This window comes from Hufsiella arboris (genome assembly GCF_009834875.1).
Lineage (GTDB): Bacteria > Bacteroidota > Bacteroidia > Sphingobacteriales > Sphingobacteriaceae > Hufsiella_A > Hufsiella_A arboris.
Genome location: NZ_WVHT01000003.1, coordinates 401622 through 417769 on the forward strand (window position 1 = coordinate 401622; position 16148 = coordinate 417769).

Annotated in this window: 13 protein-coding genes; 9 read left to right on the forward strand and 4 right to left on the reverse strand. The window is 43.9% G+C overall.

What is annotated here, in order from left to right; genetic code table 11:
- Positions 1–78: 78 nt before the first annotated feature.
- The 4 genes from metH to GS399_RS08685 all read left to right on the forward strand — a co-directional run bounded on the left by metH (position 79) and on the right by GS399_RS08685 (position 7813).
- Positions 79–3762 carry a methionine synthase gene (metH, locus tag GS399_RS08670; protein ID WP_160844214.1) on the forward strand — a complete coding sequence of 1228 codons (3684 nt, stop codon included), beginning with the start codon at positions 79–81 and terminating at the stop codon, positions 3760–3762.
- Between the two features lie 151 nt (positions 3763–3913).
- Positions 3914–4870 carry a methylenetetrahydrofolate reductase gene (locus GS399_RS08675; RefSeq protein ID WP_160844215.1) on the forward strand — a complete coding sequence of 319 codons (957 nt, stop codon included), beginning with the start codon at positions 3914–3916 and terminating at the stop codon, positions 4868–4870.
- Positions 4871–4958: 88 nt separating this feature from the next.
- Complete coding sequence (locus GS399_RS08680) at positions 4959–5441, forward strand: hypothetical protein (RefSeq protein ID WP_202409411.1); 483 nt, start codon at positions 4959–4961, stop codon at positions 5439–5441.
- Positions 5442–5635: 194 nt separating this feature from the next.
- The gene (locus GS399_RS08685) at positions 5636–7813 is read left to right on the forward strand and encodes a TonB-dependent receptor family protein (protein WP_160844216.1); all 2178 of its coding nucleotides are present in this window, start codon (positions 5636–5638) and stop codon (positions 7811–7813) included.
- A gap of 288 nt (positions 7814–8101) precedes the next feature.
- Here the strand turns inward: GS399_RS08685 and thrC are convergent, their stop codons facing one another.
- The 3 genes from thrC to thrA are packed head-to-tail and all read right to left on the reverse strand — an operon-like array spanning position 8102 to position 12813.
- Positions 8102–9412, reverse strand: coding sequence for a threonine synthase (gene thrC, locus GS399_RS08690; RefSeq protein ID WP_160844217.1), 1311 nt, complete (start codon positions 9410–9412; stop codon positions 8102–8104).
- 15 nt (positions 9413–9427) lie between these two features.
- Positions 9428–10360, reverse strand: coding sequence for a homoserine kinase (locus tag GS399_RS08695; RefSeq protein WP_160844218.1), 933 nt, complete (start codon positions 10358–10360; stop codon positions 9428–9430).
- 2 nt (positions 10361–10362) lie between these two features.
- Complete coding sequence (gene thrA, locus GS399_RS08700; protein WP_160844219.1) at positions 10363–12813, reverse strand: bifunctional aspartate kinase/homoserine dehydrogenase I; 2451 nt, start codon at positions 12811–12813, stop codon at positions 10363–10365.
- A 277-nt stretch (positions 12814–13090) separates the two neighbouring features.
- Here thrA and GS399_RS08705 point away from each other — a divergent pair, with 277 nt between their 5' ends.
- From GS399_RS08705 to GS399_RS08725, 5 genes are read left to right on the forward strand one after another with little or no spacing between them, the layout of a single operon-like run.
- The gene (locus tag GS399_RS08705) at positions 13091–13348 is read left to right on the forward strand and encodes a hypothetical protein (RefSeq protein WP_160844220.1); all 258 of its coding nucleotides are present in this window, start codon (positions 13091–13093) and stop codon (positions 13346–13348) included.
- Entirely contained in the window at positions 13341–13700 is a 360-nt protein-coding gene (locus tag GS399_RS08710; RefSeq protein ID WP_160844221.1) for a type II toxin-antitoxin system PemK/MazF family toxin, read from the forward strand. Before GS399_RS08705 ends, GS399_RS08710 begins: the two co-directional genes overlap by 8 nt.
- Positions 13701–14621, forward strand: a complete 921-nt coding sequence (gene rsgA, locus GS399_RS08715) for a ribosome small subunit-dependent GTPase A (protein ID WP_160844222.1) — start codon at positions 13701–13703, stop codon at positions 14619–14621.
- A 24-nt stretch (positions 14622–14645) separates the two neighbouring features.
- The gene (gene dtd / locus GS399_RS08720; RefSeq protein WP_160844223.1) at positions 14646–15098 is read left to right on the forward strand and encodes a D-aminoacyl-tRNA deacylase; all 453 of its coding nucleotides are present in this window, start codon (positions 14646–14648) and stop codon (positions 15096–15098) included.
- Complete coding sequence (locus GS399_RS08725; RefSeq protein WP_160844224.1) at positions 15098–15424, forward strand: nucleotide pyrophosphohydrolase; 327 nt, start codon at positions 15098–15100, stop codon at positions 15422–15424. The genes dtd and GS399_RS08725 overlap by 1 nt, the downstream gene beginning before the upstream one ends.
- Before the next feature lie 4 nt (positions 15425–15428).
- On the opposite strand, the gene GS399_RS08730 is transcribed toward GS399_RS08725, so the two are convergent.
- Positions 15429–16145, reverse strand: coding sequence for a 2-phosphosulfolactate phosphatase (locus GS399_RS08730; protein ID WP_160844225.1), 717 nt, complete (start codon positions 16143–16145; stop codon positions 15429–15431).
- Positions 16146–16148 lie beyond the last annotated feature (3 nt).

Consider the following 16148-nt stretch of genomic DNA (forward strand, 5'->3'; position numbering starts at 1 on the left):
CAGCTTGCAGTGGCAGTTTTCGGTGGAGCACACAATCTCTGTTGCTAAAACTGTAACCGCTGGCCAGCAATGAGCAACATGAGTATAAGAGACGAGCTAAGTAAAAGAATTTTAATTATCGATGGTGCAATGGGCACCATGATCCAGCGCTACCAGCTTAAAGAAGCAGACTTCCGCGGCGAACGCTTTAAAAACCATTCTTGCGACCTGCAAGGTAATAATGACTTACTTAACATTTCGCGGCCCGACATTATCAAAGCCATTCACACGGAATATTTCAAGGCGGGCGCGGATATCATCGAAACTAACACTTTCAGCACACAACGTATTTCCCTGGCCGATTACCAGATGGAAGAGTTGGCCTATGAACTCAGCTTCGAGGGCGCACGTTTAGCTAAGGAGGCTGCTGCAGAATTTATGTCAACTAATCCGGGCGTACCGAAATTTGTCGCCGGAGCAATTGGCCCAACCAATCGTACGGCATCTTTGTCGCCGGATGTAAATGATCCTGGTTTTCGTGCGGTTATATTCGACGACCTTGTTGAGGCTTATTACGACCAGGTTCGTGGTTTAGTTGATGGAGGTGTCGACTTACTTTTGATAGAAACAATTTTTGATACGCTTAATGCCAAAGCGGCGATTTTTGCGATTAAGAAATATGAAAACGAACTGAATTCAGAATCCGGCGATAAGCGAAAGCTGGAAATCATGATTTCGGGCACTATTACCGATGCGTCCGGAAGAACACTTTCCGGGCAAACTGTCGAAGCTTTTCTGAACTCAGTGAACCACGGCGATCTGTTAAGCATCGGTTTAAATTGTGCGCTGGGAGCTAAAGAAATGCGTCCTCACATAGAGGAGCTTGCCGCAAAAGCTGGCTGCTATATTTCAGCCTATCCCAACGCGGGTTTGCCAAATGAATTCGGTGCATATGACGAAGTTCCTCATGAAACAGCGCATTTGGTCGAAGACTTTATTGCAAGCGGTTTTGTAAATATTGTTGGTGGGTGCTGCGGAACTACACCGGATCACATCCAGTGCATTGCGGAAAAAGCTGCAAAATACCCGCCAAGATCAATTCCGTTTATCGAGCCTTATCTTCGCTTAAGCGGACTGGAACCGGTGACCATCACTCCGGAAAGTTTCTTCGTTAATATTGGTGAACGTACTAACGTTACCGGTTCGCCAAAATTTGCGAAGCTGATTCTCAATGGAAATTTCGAAGAGGCTTTAGCTGTCGCACGTCAGCAGGTTGAAGGCGGTGCACAGGTGATCGACATCAACATGGACGAAGGCATGCTTGATTCGGAGGCCGCAATGACGCGTTTCCTCAATCTCGTAGCTTCTGAACCCGACATATCAAAGCTGCCGATCATGGTCGATTCCTCGAAATGGACAGTAATAGAAACCGGGCTAAAATGCATCCAGGGAAAGGGAATTGTAAACTCTATTTCCTTAAAAGAAGGCGAGGAAAAATTTAAAGAATACGCCCGAAAGATCATGCAATACGGTGCAGCAACTGTTGTGATGGCATTCGACGAAACCGGCCAGGCAGATAACTACCAGCGACGTATTGAAATATGTAAAAGATCTTACGATATTCTTGTAAACGAAGTTGGTTTTCCTCCGCAGGACATAATTTTCGATCCGAACATCTTAACGGTTGCAACCGGGCTCGAAGAACACAATAACTATGCAGTAGATTTTATTGAGGCCACCAGATGGATTAAACAAAACCTCCCTTACGCAAAGGTAAGCGGCGGCGTTTCCAACATTTCTTTTTCTTTCAGGGGAAACAATGTGGTCCGTGAGGCAATGCACTCGGCATTTTTGTATCACGCCATTAAAGCGGGACTGGATATGGGCATTGTTAATGCCGGTATGCTGGAAGTTTATGAAGAAATACCAAAGGATTTACTCGAGCGCGTGGAAGACGTTCTTTTAAATCGTCGACAAGACGCAACTGAACGGTTAGTTGATTTCGCCGAAACAGTAAAAAGCAAAGGAAAAGAAATTATAAAGGATGAAGAATGGCGCAAAGGATCGGTCCAGGAACGCCTGTCTCATGCCCTGGTAAAAGGCATTATAGAATACCTGGATGCCGATGTTGAAGAGGCAAGGCAGCAATACGCCAGGCCACTTGAAGTAATTGAAGGTCCGTTAATGGACGGAATGAACATTGTGGGCGATTTATTCGGCGCAGGAAAGATGTTCCTGCCGCAGGTTGTAAAATCTGCACGTGTGATGAAGAAGGCGGTTGCCTATTTACTGCCTTTTATTGAAGAAGAAAAAGCGAACAACGCTGATGCTGATCAGCGGAAAAATGCCGGCAAAGTTCTGATGGCAACCGTAAAGGGCGACGTTCACGACATTGGTAAAAACATTGTCGGCGTGGTATTAGCATGCAACAACTTCGAGGTTATCGATCTTGGAGTAATGGTTCCTGCACAAAAAATCCTTGATGAAGCCAAAAAACACAACGTTGATATCATTGGATTAAGTGGATTGATCACGCCGTCACTTGACGAAATGGTTCACTTCGCTAAAGAAATGGAACGGGAAGGTTTGAAAACTCCCCTGATTGTAGGCGGAGCAACCACTTCCCGAATACATGCTGCCGTTAAAATTGCGCCTTGCTATTCAGGACCAATGGTTCACGTGCTGGATGCATCCAGAAGTGTGGGTGTTTGTAGCAGCTTATTGCAAGCTGACCAAAAAGATGAATATGCCGCGAAAATCCGCCAGGAGTATGATGCCGCACGAGAAGCGCATTTGAATAAACGATCCGACAAACGTTTTAAATCTATTTCCGAGGCTCGCGAAAACCGATTTCAAATTAACTTAAACGGATCTATTGCACCGAAACCTAAGTTTTTAGGCACAAAGGTATTTACTGATTATCCGCTGGAAGAGCTGGTTCCTTATATAGACTGGACACCGTTTTTTCATACATGGGAACTGCGGGGTAGCTATCCTAAGATTTTCGACGATCAATATGTTGGCGTTGAAGCAAAAAAATTATTTGACGATGCTCAGGCGATGCTGCAAAATGTTGTTTCCAACAAATTGCTGAAAGCAAACGGCGTAATTGGATTCTGGCCGGCAAACTCTATAGGTGATGACATTGAATTGCAAGTCGCAGGTTTAGATACAGTTACCATTCATACGCTTCGTCAGCAAGCCGAAAAGCCTGCAGGAGAACCATATTATGCCCTTTCTGATTTCATCGCGCCAAAAGAAACCGGTATAAGTGATTACTTCGGAGGATTTGCCGTAACAACCGGCATCGGCATTGATGAACTGGTTGCTGAGTTTGAAAAAAATCATGACGATTACAGCAGCATCATGATTAAGGCAATTGCCGACAGGCTTGCAGAAGCCTTCGCAGAAAAGATGCATGAGCTGGTTCGTAAAGAATATTGGAGCTATGCACAGGATGAAACGTTAAGCAATGATGAGCTGATCAAGGAAAAATATGCTGGTATCCGTCCCGCGCCAGGTTACCCTGCCTGCCCGGATCATACCGAAAAAGCAACGTTGTTTAGCTTACTCGATGCCGAAAAAACAACTGGTATTCACCTGACCGAAAGCTTCGCAATGTTCCCGACAGCTGCTGTAAGTGGATTCTATTTCGCTCATCCTCAGTCGCGTTACTTTGGCCTTGGCAAAATAAACAAGGACCAGGTTGAAAACTACGCGGTCCGAAAGAATATGCTAGTAGAAGAAGTTGAAAGATGGCTGGGACCGAATTTGGCGTATTAAAATATCGTCATTTTGGGCACGAAGGATCCCCAGCGATGCAAACTGGCGATAACCAAATACAGCAATAATTAATTATTCATATTATTAAGAACTAATATGCAACAGGAAAAGGATGCTTCGTTCCTCAGCATGACAGAATAGTGGACAAACAATGAAAATAACCGAACATATCTCCAACGCTAAAGGAAAAACACTCTTCTCTTTCGAGCTGCTGCCGCCGATAAAAGGTCAGAGCATCCAGGGAATTTATGACGCGATTGATCCGCTTATGGAATTTAATCCGCCATTTATTGACGTCACCTCTCTTCGCGAGGACTATATTTATAAAGAAAAGGAGAATGGCTTACTGGAAAAAGTTGCTTACCGCAAGCGCCCCGGAACTATCGCTATTTGTGCGGCCATCATCAATAAGTATAAGGTTGACGCCGTGCCGCATCTGATCTGCGGAGGGTTTACCAAGGAGGAAACCGAGAACGCTTTAATCGATCTCCAATTTCTAGGGATAGACAATGTGCTGGTTTTGAGAGGAGATGCACGCAGAGCCGATTCGGCCTTCATTCCAACTCCCGGCGGCCACTGCTATGCTACCGACCTTTTGCAGCATGTTAAGAATCACAACAACGGAAAATTCCTGCATGAAGATGTGGAAGTTGCTTATAAAAGCGATTTCTGTATCGGCGTAGCAGCCTATCCGGAGAAACATTTCGAATCGCCGAACTTGAAAACCGACTTCAGATATCTTAAACAGAAAGTCGATATGGGAGCTGATTTCATCGTCACCCAAATGTTTTTCGACAATACTAAATACAAAGAATTTGTAAACCTTTGCCGTGAGAATGGAATCAACGTTCCGATCATACCGGGATTGAAACCAATCACCTCGTCTAAACAATTGGTTAGTCTGCCGAAAGTTTTTCATATCGACATTCCCGAAGATTTAAGTGAAGCCGTACTGGCCTGTAAATCGGAAAAAGATGTAAAAGAAGTTGGGATAGAATGGATGATCAACCAATGTAAAGAACTGGTAGATTTTGCGGCTCCGGTACTTCATTTTTACACAATGGGTAATCCTGAACCAACCAAAAGGATCGCAAGAGCTGTATTTTAAGTTGTGTAATCTAATTAATACAAAACCGGTTTAAACATTTTAGGCTCATCTGAGTTTGTGGTTAAATTAAATACCTCAAATAGATACTATGAATATTAAGAACCTATTAGTCCTTTTCGTATTTTTTGCTCTTAGCGGAAATTTAGCGTTCTCACAATCCAGAGGAGGCTCATCTTACAGCACAGCGGCTGGTCTGCGTGTTGACTTTGGAACAGGCTGGACAGGCGTTGGACCAAACATCAAACATTTCTTCAATTCGCATGACGCTATCGACGCATCGTTATTGTTTTACGATCATGCGATTGGCATTGGCGGGGAATATCAATACAACGGCCCGATAACTGGTGCCGCAGGTTTAAAATGGTATGCAGGTCTTGGCCCGCAGATAGTTTTTGCAACCTGGGAAAACGGACCAACCTACTTATACCTAAATCCTGTCGTTGGTTTGGATTACAAAATTACCGGTGCTCCTATTGATCTCGCTTTCGATTGGCGCCCGGCTTTCAGATTAACACAAGGCACTGACTTTACTGCCGGCAGGTTCGGATTGAGTGCCAGGTTTACCTTTTAAATAGTATTATTGCATACAAAGGCTCGGTTTATCCGGGCTTTTTTTTTGCTTTTCAAAAAAGTTGTTACAATTTATTCCTTCCAATCGCAGTTTCTAAAATTTATATAATTTAGCCGGACCAATTGTATTATCGTATGCCCAGTTAAAGGAAAGATGTCCTTCTTATCCTAATATTAATCTATTGTTCAATTTACATGTATAAATATTTACTGCTCGTTGCAGGCCTTTTCCCTTTTATTACACTTAGTCAGACCAGAACGGATAGTATTCGCGCAAAAAAGCTGGACAGCGTTGTCGTTAAAGCGTGGATGCAAAATGATATCTCCCGCCTTAGCGACGAACATAATGGCTTTTTAATTGCCGGTAAGAAAAACGAGGTGATCAACCTCAGTGAAACAAATGCAAATATTGCCGTTAAAACAGCCAGGCAGGTATTTGCTAAAGTTCCGGGAGTTTTTGTGTACGATATGGATGGTACAGGTAACCAGGTAAACATTTCGACACGCGGCCTTGATCCGCACCGCGGCTGGGAGTTCAACATCCGGCAGAATGGAGTGCTAACCAACTCGGATATGTACGGTTACCCTGCCAGCCACTACAGCGCTCCAATGGAGAGCTACGAGAATATCGAACTGTTAAGAGGTGCCGGCTCCTTACAATACGGTGCCGAATTCGGCGGTATGTTAAACTACGTAACCAAGAAACCCGACGGCCTGAAGAGCTTTTCGTTCGAAAGCATCAATACGGCAGGTTCGTTCGGTTTGTTGAGTACTTATAACGCTATCAGCGGAACAATCAAAAAGTTCAGCTACTACGCTTACTATTACAAACGCCATTCAAACGGTTACCGCGACAATAGTGAAACAGATGCAGACGCCCAGTTTGTGAGCCTTCAGTATAATTTCACAAGAAATATATCGCTGAAGGCTGAATTCGGCCGTACTGACTATAATTACCAAATCCCTGGGCCATTAACCGACAGTATGTTTCATGCCGACCCAGCGATGAGCACCCGCAGCCGAAACTACTTCGATCCGGCGATCTATGTTCCGTCGCTTACTTTCAACTGGCAGTTAGCGCCAAAAATCAAATTGATGGCGATTGCCTCAGGTGTTTATGGGCAACGGAGCAGCGTTCAGTTAGATGCGTTCGCGACCGTGCCGGACGCTATCGATCCCGCCACGCTTGCATACAAAAACCGGCAGGTGGATATCGACAATTTCCACAGCAACACCATTGAGGTTCGGTTAATGCAGGACTATAACCTCGGATCAGTAAAAAGCAAGCTCTCCGCCGGAGTGATTTATATGAACAATGATCTTCACCGCAGGCAGTTGGGAAAAGGTACAACTGGCAGTGATTACGACCTGACGTTGGTAGGTCTGTTCCAGCGCGACCTGCATTTCAAAACCGGAAACATCGCGTTTTATGTTGAAGACGCATTTAAAGTAACTTCCAAATGGACCATATCTCCCGGAATCCGTTACGAGAACGGGGCGTCAGACCTTGGCGGATCGATCACCTATTACCCGGAAGAAAGTCTTCCAAATACCATCGCCCATAAATTTGCCCTGCTTGGTGTAAGCACTCAATATGTACTGAACACCAACAACAATATTTACGGAGGTATTTCGCAGGCATACCGTCCCGTTGTGTTGAAGGACATAATCCCGGCAACGGCTTACGAGCAGGTCAACAAGGATCTTAAAGATGCATACGGCTATAATGCAGAGGTCGGTATTCGCGGCAGCTTGTTTAGCCGGCTATACTACGACCTTAATTACTTCCATATGCTTTATAAAAACAGGCTTGGCAGTGTAGTGCTCCAGGATGCATCGAACAATACTTATATATACCGTACGAATATCGGGAATAGCGTAAACGACGGACTGGAAGCCTTTATCCAATATAAGTTTCCGATAAGCCGTAATTTCTTTGCCGGCATATTTACGTCGACATCGTTCATGAACGATCGTTACGTTACCGGACAGGTGGCCAGCGGAACAACTAACCAGTCGGTTGTTGGCAACAAGGTTGAATCGGCGCCGCAGTGGATCAGCCGCAACGGACTAGAGTTTTTATCGAAAGGTTTCAGTGCAACTATTTTGTACAGCTATACCGCTTCCTCATATGCAGATGCTTTAAATACTGTGACCCCGACGCCAAACGGAGCGAAGGGAATTGTTCCGTCGTACTCCATATGGGATGTAAATGCATCATTCAAAATCAATAAAGTATTTAACGTTCGCGCCGGAATAAGCAATTTGTTTGATGCTCACTACTTCACCAAACGGCCAACTTTCTATCCCGGTCCTGGTGTATGGCCAAGTGATGGAAGGAATGCGTCGATTACGTTGGGGATCAAGATATAACGACATTAAGATGTTTGTCCTGAGCTGCTAGTCATTTGAAGCGGACCTGAGTATGCTATCCTAAGAAACTAAGGCTCTGAAAGTACGGGGATTGGAAAGAAGTTTATCGGTGCATTCCCTATAGGCATTTTTGGGAACGGTAAAAAGTGCCTTTAGAATAGTATAAAGGCACTTTTGAGATTCGTAAATATTAGAAGATAAATGCCGGTAACAATGGATCGGCGGAAGCCAGGGTGTTAACCAAAGTTAATAAGGCTACTGAAAACCACAACGTTACAGCTCAAACGGCTAGATAGCAGTCAGCAAATAATCTTTAAACCCCGCGTAATCTGCCGCTAAGCTGGCCACTTGTTTCTGCTTGCCTTCCAGGTCGCGAACCTGTGAGGGTATCTTGATCTCCGCTGCGATCTCTTCAGGAAATATCTCAGGGAACTTGCATGGATGTGCCGTCGACAAAAACACATACCTCGCAGTTTCGTCGGGATTGCTTTTTTTATATTCATTCACTCCCAACCAGGCTACCGCCGTATGCGGACAAACAACGTAATTGTTCTCTTTGTACAGTTGCTTAATTGCATCAAGAGTTTGCTCGTCAGTATATTTATAACCGATTATTATCTTCTTAAGCTCTTCACGGCTTCCTCCAAACATTTGCATAATTCGTACCCAATTGCTTGGATCGCCTACATCCATCGCGTTAGAATAGGTTTGAATAGATGCCTTTGGAATATAGTTCCCTGTTTCCAGGAACAAGGGAACGGTGTCGTTCATGTTCGTTGCGGCAATGAACTGTTTAACCGGCAAACCCATTTTCCAGGCAAGAATTCCAGCGCCGATGTTGCCGAAATTACCGCTCGGAACAGAAAAGATCACCTCGCTTACGCCGCGTTTCAGTAACTGGGCGTAGGCGTTGAAATAGTAAAATGTTTGAGGTATCAGTCGCGCGATATTGATAGAATTAGCCGAAGTAAGGCGGTATTTTTCATTAAGCTCAGGATCAATAAATGCCTGCTTAACCAGTTTTTGGCAGTCATCAAATGTCCCGTCGATTTCTATTGCCCGAATATTTTCAGCATTGGTAGTAAGCTGTAACTCCTGGATCGGGCTTACTTTTCCCTTTGGATAAAGAATGGTGACACGTGTATTCGAAACTCGTAAAAAGCCTAAAGCCACAGCGCCGCCGGTATCACCAGATGTTGCCACCAGGACATCGAGTTTTTTCTCGCCCTGCTCAATGAAATACCCCATGATCCTGCTCATAAAACGTGCGCCGAAATCCTTGAAAGCCAGTGAAGGGCCATGAAAAAGTTCCAAGGCGAAGGTTTCATCGGCAAGTTCTACAACCGGGGCCTTAAAATTAATCGCCTCGAAGATGATCTGCATTAACTCATCTGCCGGAATTGTATCCTTTAAAAAAGCTTTGGCGATATCAAATGCGATTTCCTGGAAGGAGAGATCTTTCATGTTTTGAATAAATGAATCACTCATCCTGGGAATCTCGAGGGGCATATACAGCCCTTTATCCTGGGGTAAACTGTTAAAAATCGCTTCCTCGAAGTCGACGATGTTATCTTTATTGTTAGTGCTGTATAATTTCATGTTGGCAGTGTTTTGTTAGCCGATTACTTTAGGCCCCTGGTTGTTAACAGCCGAAACATAAGTCTGGCTGCCAATATTCAATTTATTTAAATGCTGCTGAAGTTTGGCCACAATTTTAGCTGCGGTTTCTTCCTCCTTTGTAAACGCAAAAACAGATGGCCCCGAACCTGAAATTCCAAAGCTAAGTGCACCTTCCGCAAGCGCTATTTCTTTGAGTTTGTAAAAGTCGGGGATTAATATTGAACGGGTTGGTTCAACCAGGACATCAGTCATGCTGCGACCTATCAGGTCGTAATCTTTCATAAATAGTCCGCTCACCAGTCCGGCGATATTCCCCCATTGTGTAACGGCATCTTTTAAAAACACTTTGCTGCGAATCATCTGTCGCGCGTCGCGGGTAGGCACATCCACTTCCGGGAAAACAATCGCGGCATGCAGGTTATCCGGATGTGGTAACTTGATAATGTCTAATGGATTATAACTGCGAATGAGCACAAAACCGCCCAGCAATGCCGGTGCAACATTATCGGCATGGCCGTAACCGCAGGCAAGCTCCTCTCCTTTCATAGCAAAAGGAACGAGCTCTTTGACGGTTAGCAAATCGTCTAAAAGCGTGTTAATAGCAAATAAACCCGCAACAGTACTTGCCGAACTCGAGCCAAGGCCACTGCCAATGGGCATCTTTTTATGCAGTTCAATCTCAACACCAACGTCGTTTCTTTTTACGTGATCAAGATAATGCTGTACGCTGGCACTTACCGTATTCCTCGAAGCGTCGAGCGGAAGGCGGCCATCGTCGCCAGTAATTTTTGATATGCGTACTCCGGGTTTATCAACCAGATTCATGGTTACTTCGTCGCCGGGCGCATTAACGGCAAACCCTAAAACATCGTAGCCGCAAACAACATTGGCAACAGTGGCTGGTGCAAAAACTTTAATTGACTTCATATTTAATGGGCTCCAACGTTAACCAGATCAGCAAATACGCCTGCGGCCGTTACTTCCGCGCCAGCTCCCGGCCCTTTCACCACCATTGGGCGATCTTTATACCTGTCTGTTGTAAATGAAATTATATTATCGCTTCCTGAAAGCATATAAAAAGGATGATTCTCATCTACCATTTCGAGTGCGATCGAGGCTTTTCCTTCTTCCAGTTTGCCTATATAGCGCAGTACCTTTCCCTGGCTTTCCGCCTGATTTTTCAAGTTGGCGAAATGAGCTTCGTTTAGCTTAAGCTGCCGATAGAACTCTTCTACAGTAGAAGCGTCCAGGCAAGGCTGCGGTAACATGTTTTCTATCTTAACGTCTTCAGGTTCGAATTCGTAGCCGGCATCACGAGCCAGGATCAGCATTTTACGCATAAAGTCCGTACCGCGAAGATCGTCTCGCGGATCGGGTTCGGTAAAACCTTTTTCCTGTGCAAGTTTTACAACGTCGTGAAAACTTGCATCGCCTTTAAAGTTGTTGAAGATGAATGAAATAGTACCGGAGAGGATCGCTTCAATCCGCTGAACACGGTCGCCGCTCATCATCAGATCCTTCAATGTCCGTACTATCGGTAAGCCTGCCCCAACGTTAGTTTCATAGTAAAAATCAACGCCATGCCTTCTGGCCGTATCCCGGAAGGTTTTGTACTGGGCGAATGTTCCAGAGTTGCCTATTTTATTGCAGGTTACGATGGAGATGTTTGACCGCAATACTTCTTCGTAAAAATCAATTGGTTTGGGGCTTGCGGTGTTATCAATGAATACGCAATTTGGCATATTCATCTCTTTCATTACGCTTACAAACTCAGCAAGGTTTGCCGTTTGTGATGATTCATCCAGCTGTTCTCTCCAGCTTTCGAGCGAGATGCCTCCATCATTGAATACCATCTTCCGGCTGTTGCTGATACCTGCAATGTTAACCTGTATACCATTGCTTTTCTGTAAGAAATCCCGGTGTTGCAATAACTGACGAAACAGCGTACTGCCGATGTTACCGGTTCCGAGACAAAACACATTCAGAGTTTTCTTCAGTTCGGTAAAAAAGGAATCGTGAACAGCATTTAATGCTTTCGCTAAATCCGGTTTAGAGATGATCACCGAAATATTATACTCAGAAGAACCCTGAGCAATTGCCCGCACATTGATACCGTTACGGCCCAATGCATGAAACAGCTTGCCGGAAATGCCCGGTGAATGCTTCATATTTTCTCCGACTATCGCCAGTATAGAGAGATCGCTTTCAATTTCGGGATAGTCGATTTTTTGCGCATGTAGCTCCAGTTCGAATTCAAGTTCAATAATTGCCTTTGCTTTTAATGCATCATGAGGATTGACAGCAAAAGTGATACTATGCTCTGATGAAGATTGTGTGATGAGAATCACGTTTATCTGCTCCCTTGCCAGCAATGAAAACAGTCGCCCGCTAAAGCCTGACTTACCTACCATGCCGCTACCCTGCAGGTTGATAATGCTTATGTCATTAATAGACGAGATGCCCTTAATCGGAAGGTTTGAATTTGCACAATCGTGCCGTATGTATGTTCCTGCAAACTCGGTATCGAACGTATTCTTAATTACTATCGGGATCTTTTTCAGAAAAGCAGGAATCATAGTCGGCGGATAAATTACTTTCGCACCGAAAAATGAAAGCTCCATCGCTTCTGTGTAGCTAAGCTCGGGAAGCGCAAATGCCTTGGTTACCATTCGCGGGTCGGCTGTCATCATGCCATTTACATCTGTCCATATCTGTATTTCGGAAGCGTTTAAAGCAGATCCTAAAATAGCTGCTGTATAATCGCTTCCTCCTCTTCCCAAAGTAGTAGTACGACCCTGCATGTTGCTTGCGATGAATCCCGTTACAAAAATCGTGTAATCCTTCTTTTCATCGTAATATGACCTGATTAAACGATCCGTTAAATCCGTTTGAACACGCGCGTTCCCGAAATTATCGTCTGTTTTAATTACCTCGGATGCATCCAGGAAACATACTTGCTGCCAGTGCTGCTCGGCAATTTTACTTATCATAAGTGTTGAACAGCGTTCGCCGAAGCTAAGCACCATGTCACGCGTACGTGGTGTTAGCTCACGTAAACTGTAAACACCTTGCAACAAGTCTTCCAGTTCATTGAAGTAAAGTTTAAGCTTTGTAAAAACAGGATTTTGCCGTTGAACTTCAAGCAAGGCCTTAACAGTATCAAAATGACGTTTTTCAAGTTCATTCAATTGCTCTGAGAAACCTTCACCAGCTGCAGCGGCTTCAGCCATTGACGCGAGAAGGTTTGTTACACCGCTCATTGCCGAAAGTACCACAACCGGTTTTTCATTGCCTTCAGCTTCACTTTTGACAATGTTAAGCAGGGTCAGAATACTTTGTACCGAGCCAACTGAAGTACCTCCGAATTTTAAAACTTTCATACTTTGATGTTAAAAAAAAGGCCTTCCTCTTTTGGAGGAAGGCCTTTTTGGTTTTATGCTTTGTCTTTCACTTTACCATAAGTTATCCTTCCTCGCCGTGGTTACGGGTGGTGGTTGTTGTGGTAATAGTTGTCGACGAAATAAGAATCATTTAATTAGTTGGCAGTCGTTTAACTGCGCCGTAAAATAAAGCCTTTGTTCTTTCATTCGCAAATAAAAGTTTACAAAAATGATTCAGTCAAAATTTATGTACTTTTGGTATATACTAATTTGATATATGAAAAGTATATTATTAAAAGTTGACGACAAGCTGTTTGAGGAAACCGAAGCTCATGCAAAGGAGTTGAAAACCAGCAGAAACGGGTATATTAAGAAAGCACTGGAAGTTTATAACAAGTGGGCGGAAAAGAAACAAATTGAGGATCAGCTAAGGCGAGAGGTTTTGCTTTTAAAAAAATCTGACACTGATGCTGCGCTATCAGCTGAGTTTGAAGAAGCTTCTTTAACGGATTTAGAGAAATACCTTGATGATTAGTATTTCACCAAAGCAATATGAAATCTGGACTGCTGATCTCGATCCTTCTTTCGGAAGTGAGCCGGGAAAAGTCAGGCCGGTTGTCATCTTACAAGCGGATGCAATTCACCAGGCAGGCCATAGTTCAACGATTATGTGCCCGGTTTTGTCAAAAGTGAGATCCGAATTCTCATTACTCCGATTGATGATAAATGCAAGTGATGATAATGGTTTAAAAACATCGTCATTTATCTTGGCCGATCAAATACGGGCAATTGACCTAAATCGCTTGCGCGAACGAATTGGATATCTCGATGAGGAAAGTATCATACGCTTACAAAAAAGCATTAAAGCAATCTTAGCGCTTCATTAAATGCAGGGACTAGTAACAAAATCTACCGGCAGCTGGTACCAGGTGCAAACATCGGATGGTGATGTGGTTGACTGCCGTATTAAGGGTAAATTCAGGATAAAAGGGCTTACAACGACCAATCCGGTTGCGGTTGGCGATATTGTTGACTTCGAGTTAGAACCTGAGCAAAAAACGGGACTAATTGTAAAACTACACGACCGGAAGAATTACATCATCCGCAAGTCGATAAATTTATCAAAGCAGGCGCAGGTTATTGCGGCCAATCTCGATCAGGCCTTTTTAGTGGTAACATTGGCGTCTCCGCGCACATCGCTTGGTTTTATCGACAGGTTTTTAGTTACTGCAGAAGCGTATGACATTCCTGCTGCATTAATTTTTAACAAACTCGATCTTTTCAGCGATGAGGGGCTTGAAATTTTAGCGGACTATAAAGCGATTTATGAGGACATTGGCTATCCGTGTTTTGAAGTTTCAGCGCTTCAAAATCACAATATTGGGCAGGTAAAAGATGCGTTGAAAGATAAGGTGACGCTTTTCTCCGGTCATTCAGGCGTAGGAAAATCAAGTTTGATCAACCGCATTCTTCCGGAACTAGAGTTGCGCACAGGCGATATTTCCGACTGGAGCGATAAAGGAATGCATACGACAACATTCGCCGAGATGTTCGAGTTGCCTTTCGGCGGATTTTTAATTGATACCCCCGGAATACGTGAACTGGGGATTATCGACATCGAAAAACAGGAACTAAGTCATTTTTTCCCTGAAATGAGGGAACGGTTAAATGACTGCAAATTTTATAACTGCCGGCATATTAATGAACCCGGCTGTGCGGTACTGGAAGCTGTAGAGAATGGCGAAATTGACGAATCCAGATATAGCAGCTATTTAAGTATATACCATGGGCAAGACACTCGTGCTTAAACCATTAAAATTTAACAATTCATTATGAGAGCCGTAATTCAACGGGTAAGCGAAGCGTCAGTTATTATAAACGAACTGGCTACAGGTGAAATTAAAACCGGCCTATTGGTTTTATTGGGAATTGAGGAAGCCGACACGTCGGCGGACGTGGCATGGCTGGCACAAAAGATTGCAAATCTTAGGATCTTCGCTGACGAAAACGACCTGATGAATAAAGCATTGCAAGACGTAGATGGAAAAATACTCCTGATTTCGCAGTTTACTTTATTTGCCCAGACAAAAAAAGGAAACAGGCCTTCATTTATCCGCGCTGCGAAACCTGACGTTGCCATTCCACTATATGAACAAATGATAAAAGAACTCGAATCGCTAACAAAAACAAATCTTTCCACCGGGATTTTCGGCGCAGACATGAAGGTAAAGCTTATCAATGACGGCCCCGTAACAATTATAATTGACTCAAAAAACAGGGAATAATGACTCTCCAAGAAGCACAGGAAACAGTCGACAAGTGGATCATAACAACGGGCGTCCGCTATTTTAACGAGCTAACCAACACAGCCATATTGATGGAAGAAGTTGGTGAAGTAGCGCGAATTATGTCAAGAAAGTATGGCGAACAATCCTTCAAAGAGTCTGATAAAAAAATCGACCTGGGCGATGAAATGGCCGACGTATTGTTTGTGCTTATTTGCCTGGCAAATCAAACAGGTATCGACTTAACGGCAGCATTGGAGAAAAACCTGGTTAAGAAAACTATTCGCGACGCAGACAGGCATCAAAATAACAAGAAACTTCGATAAGAAATTAACAAGTCATTTTCACCAAGCGGTCACCTTTCAAAACCGGGATTGACGTCGTAATATCTACGTTAAGACAAAAGGCAATGTCTTTTTCGATACCCAGTTTTTTCAAACGCTCGCTATGCGATGTCTTGCTCAGGTAAGCTGCAAGATCGGGTTTGGCAAGTTCGTAAAGATCTTCCGCTGCAATAGCCGAATCATCGAGTTTATGTTTACTGCTTTTAATTTTAGAAATAACAGCTCCCGCAAAAACTGTATCCTCCAGGTTGAACTTGTTTTTCCAGCCCGCACAAACCAATAAAATATCATCGTTCTGCACTTTTAACCACTCAGATAGCGCACTCAGATTGAGAAATGAACCAACGACAATCTTTTTAGCTTTGAGGGACAGGTGGAGCGCGTGCGTGCCATTTGTCGTGGTAAGTACTACTGTTTTATCTTTTACTTTTTCTGCTGTATAAGCAAATGGCGAATTACCAAAATCAAAACCTATAACGACCTCCCCATTTCTTTCCGCTGCCAGCAAATAATTCAAGCCTTTATCCCGATAAGCGGCACACTCTTCGACCTGCGAAACCGGAATTATGGCTTCTGCGCCATTCTCAATGCCGTAACAGATTGACGACGTCGCCCTGAAAATATCGATAATTACAACAATGCTGCTCTCAACATTATACATCGGCAACAAGGCCGGCGTCAAACAAACTTCAAGCTGATTCATAAA

Coding starts and splice junctions, on each gene's coding strand:
- rsgA (WP_160844222.1), top strand. CDS start 13,701: ATGCAGGGACTAGTAACAAAATCTACCGGCAGCTGGTACCAGGTGCAA.
- GS399_RS08680 (WP_202409411.1), top strand. CDS start 4,959: ATGAATATTAAGAACCTATTAGTCCTTTTCGTATTTTTTGCTCTTAGC.
- dtd (WP_160844223.1), top strand. CDS start 14,646: ATGAGAGCCGTAATTCAACGGGTAAGCGAAGCGTCAGTTATTATAAAC.
- GS399_RS08675 (WP_160844215.1), top strand. CDS start 3,914: ATGAAAATAACCGAACATATCTCCAACGCTAAAGGAAAAACACTCTTC.
- GS399_RS08695 (WP_160844218.1), bottom strand. CDS start 10,360: ATGAAGTCAATTAAAGTTTTTGCACCAGCCACTGTTGCCAATGTTGTT.
- GS399_RS08685 (WP_160844216.1), top strand. CDS start 5,636: ATGTATAAATATTTACTGCTCGTTGCAGGCCTTTTCCCTTTTATTACA.
- thrA (WP_160844219.1), bottom strand. CDS start 12,813: ATGAAAGTTTTAAAATTCGGAGGTACTTCAGTTGGCTCGGTACAAAGT.
- GS399_RS08710 (WP_160844221.1), top strand. CDS start 13,341: ATGATTAGTATTTCACCAAAGCAATATGAAATCTGGACTGCTGATCTC.
- GS399_RS08705 (WP_160844220.1), top strand. CDS start 13,091: ATGAAAAGTATATTATTAAAAGTTGACGACAAGCTGTTTGAGGAAACC.
- metH (WP_160844214.1), top strand. CDS start 79: ATGAGTATAAGAGACGAGCTAAGTAAAAGAATTTTAATTATCGATGGT.
- GS399_RS08725 (WP_160844224.1), top strand. CDS start 15,098: ATGACTCTCCAAGAAGCACAGGAAACAGTCGACAAGTGGATCATAACA.
- GS399_RS08730 (WP_160844225.1), bottom strand. CDS start 16,145: ATGAATCAGCTTGAAGTTTGTTTGACGCCGGCCTTGTTGCCGATGTAT.
- thrC (WP_160844217.1), bottom strand. CDS start 9,412: ATGAAATTATACAGCACTAACAATAAAGATAACATCGTCGACTTCGAG.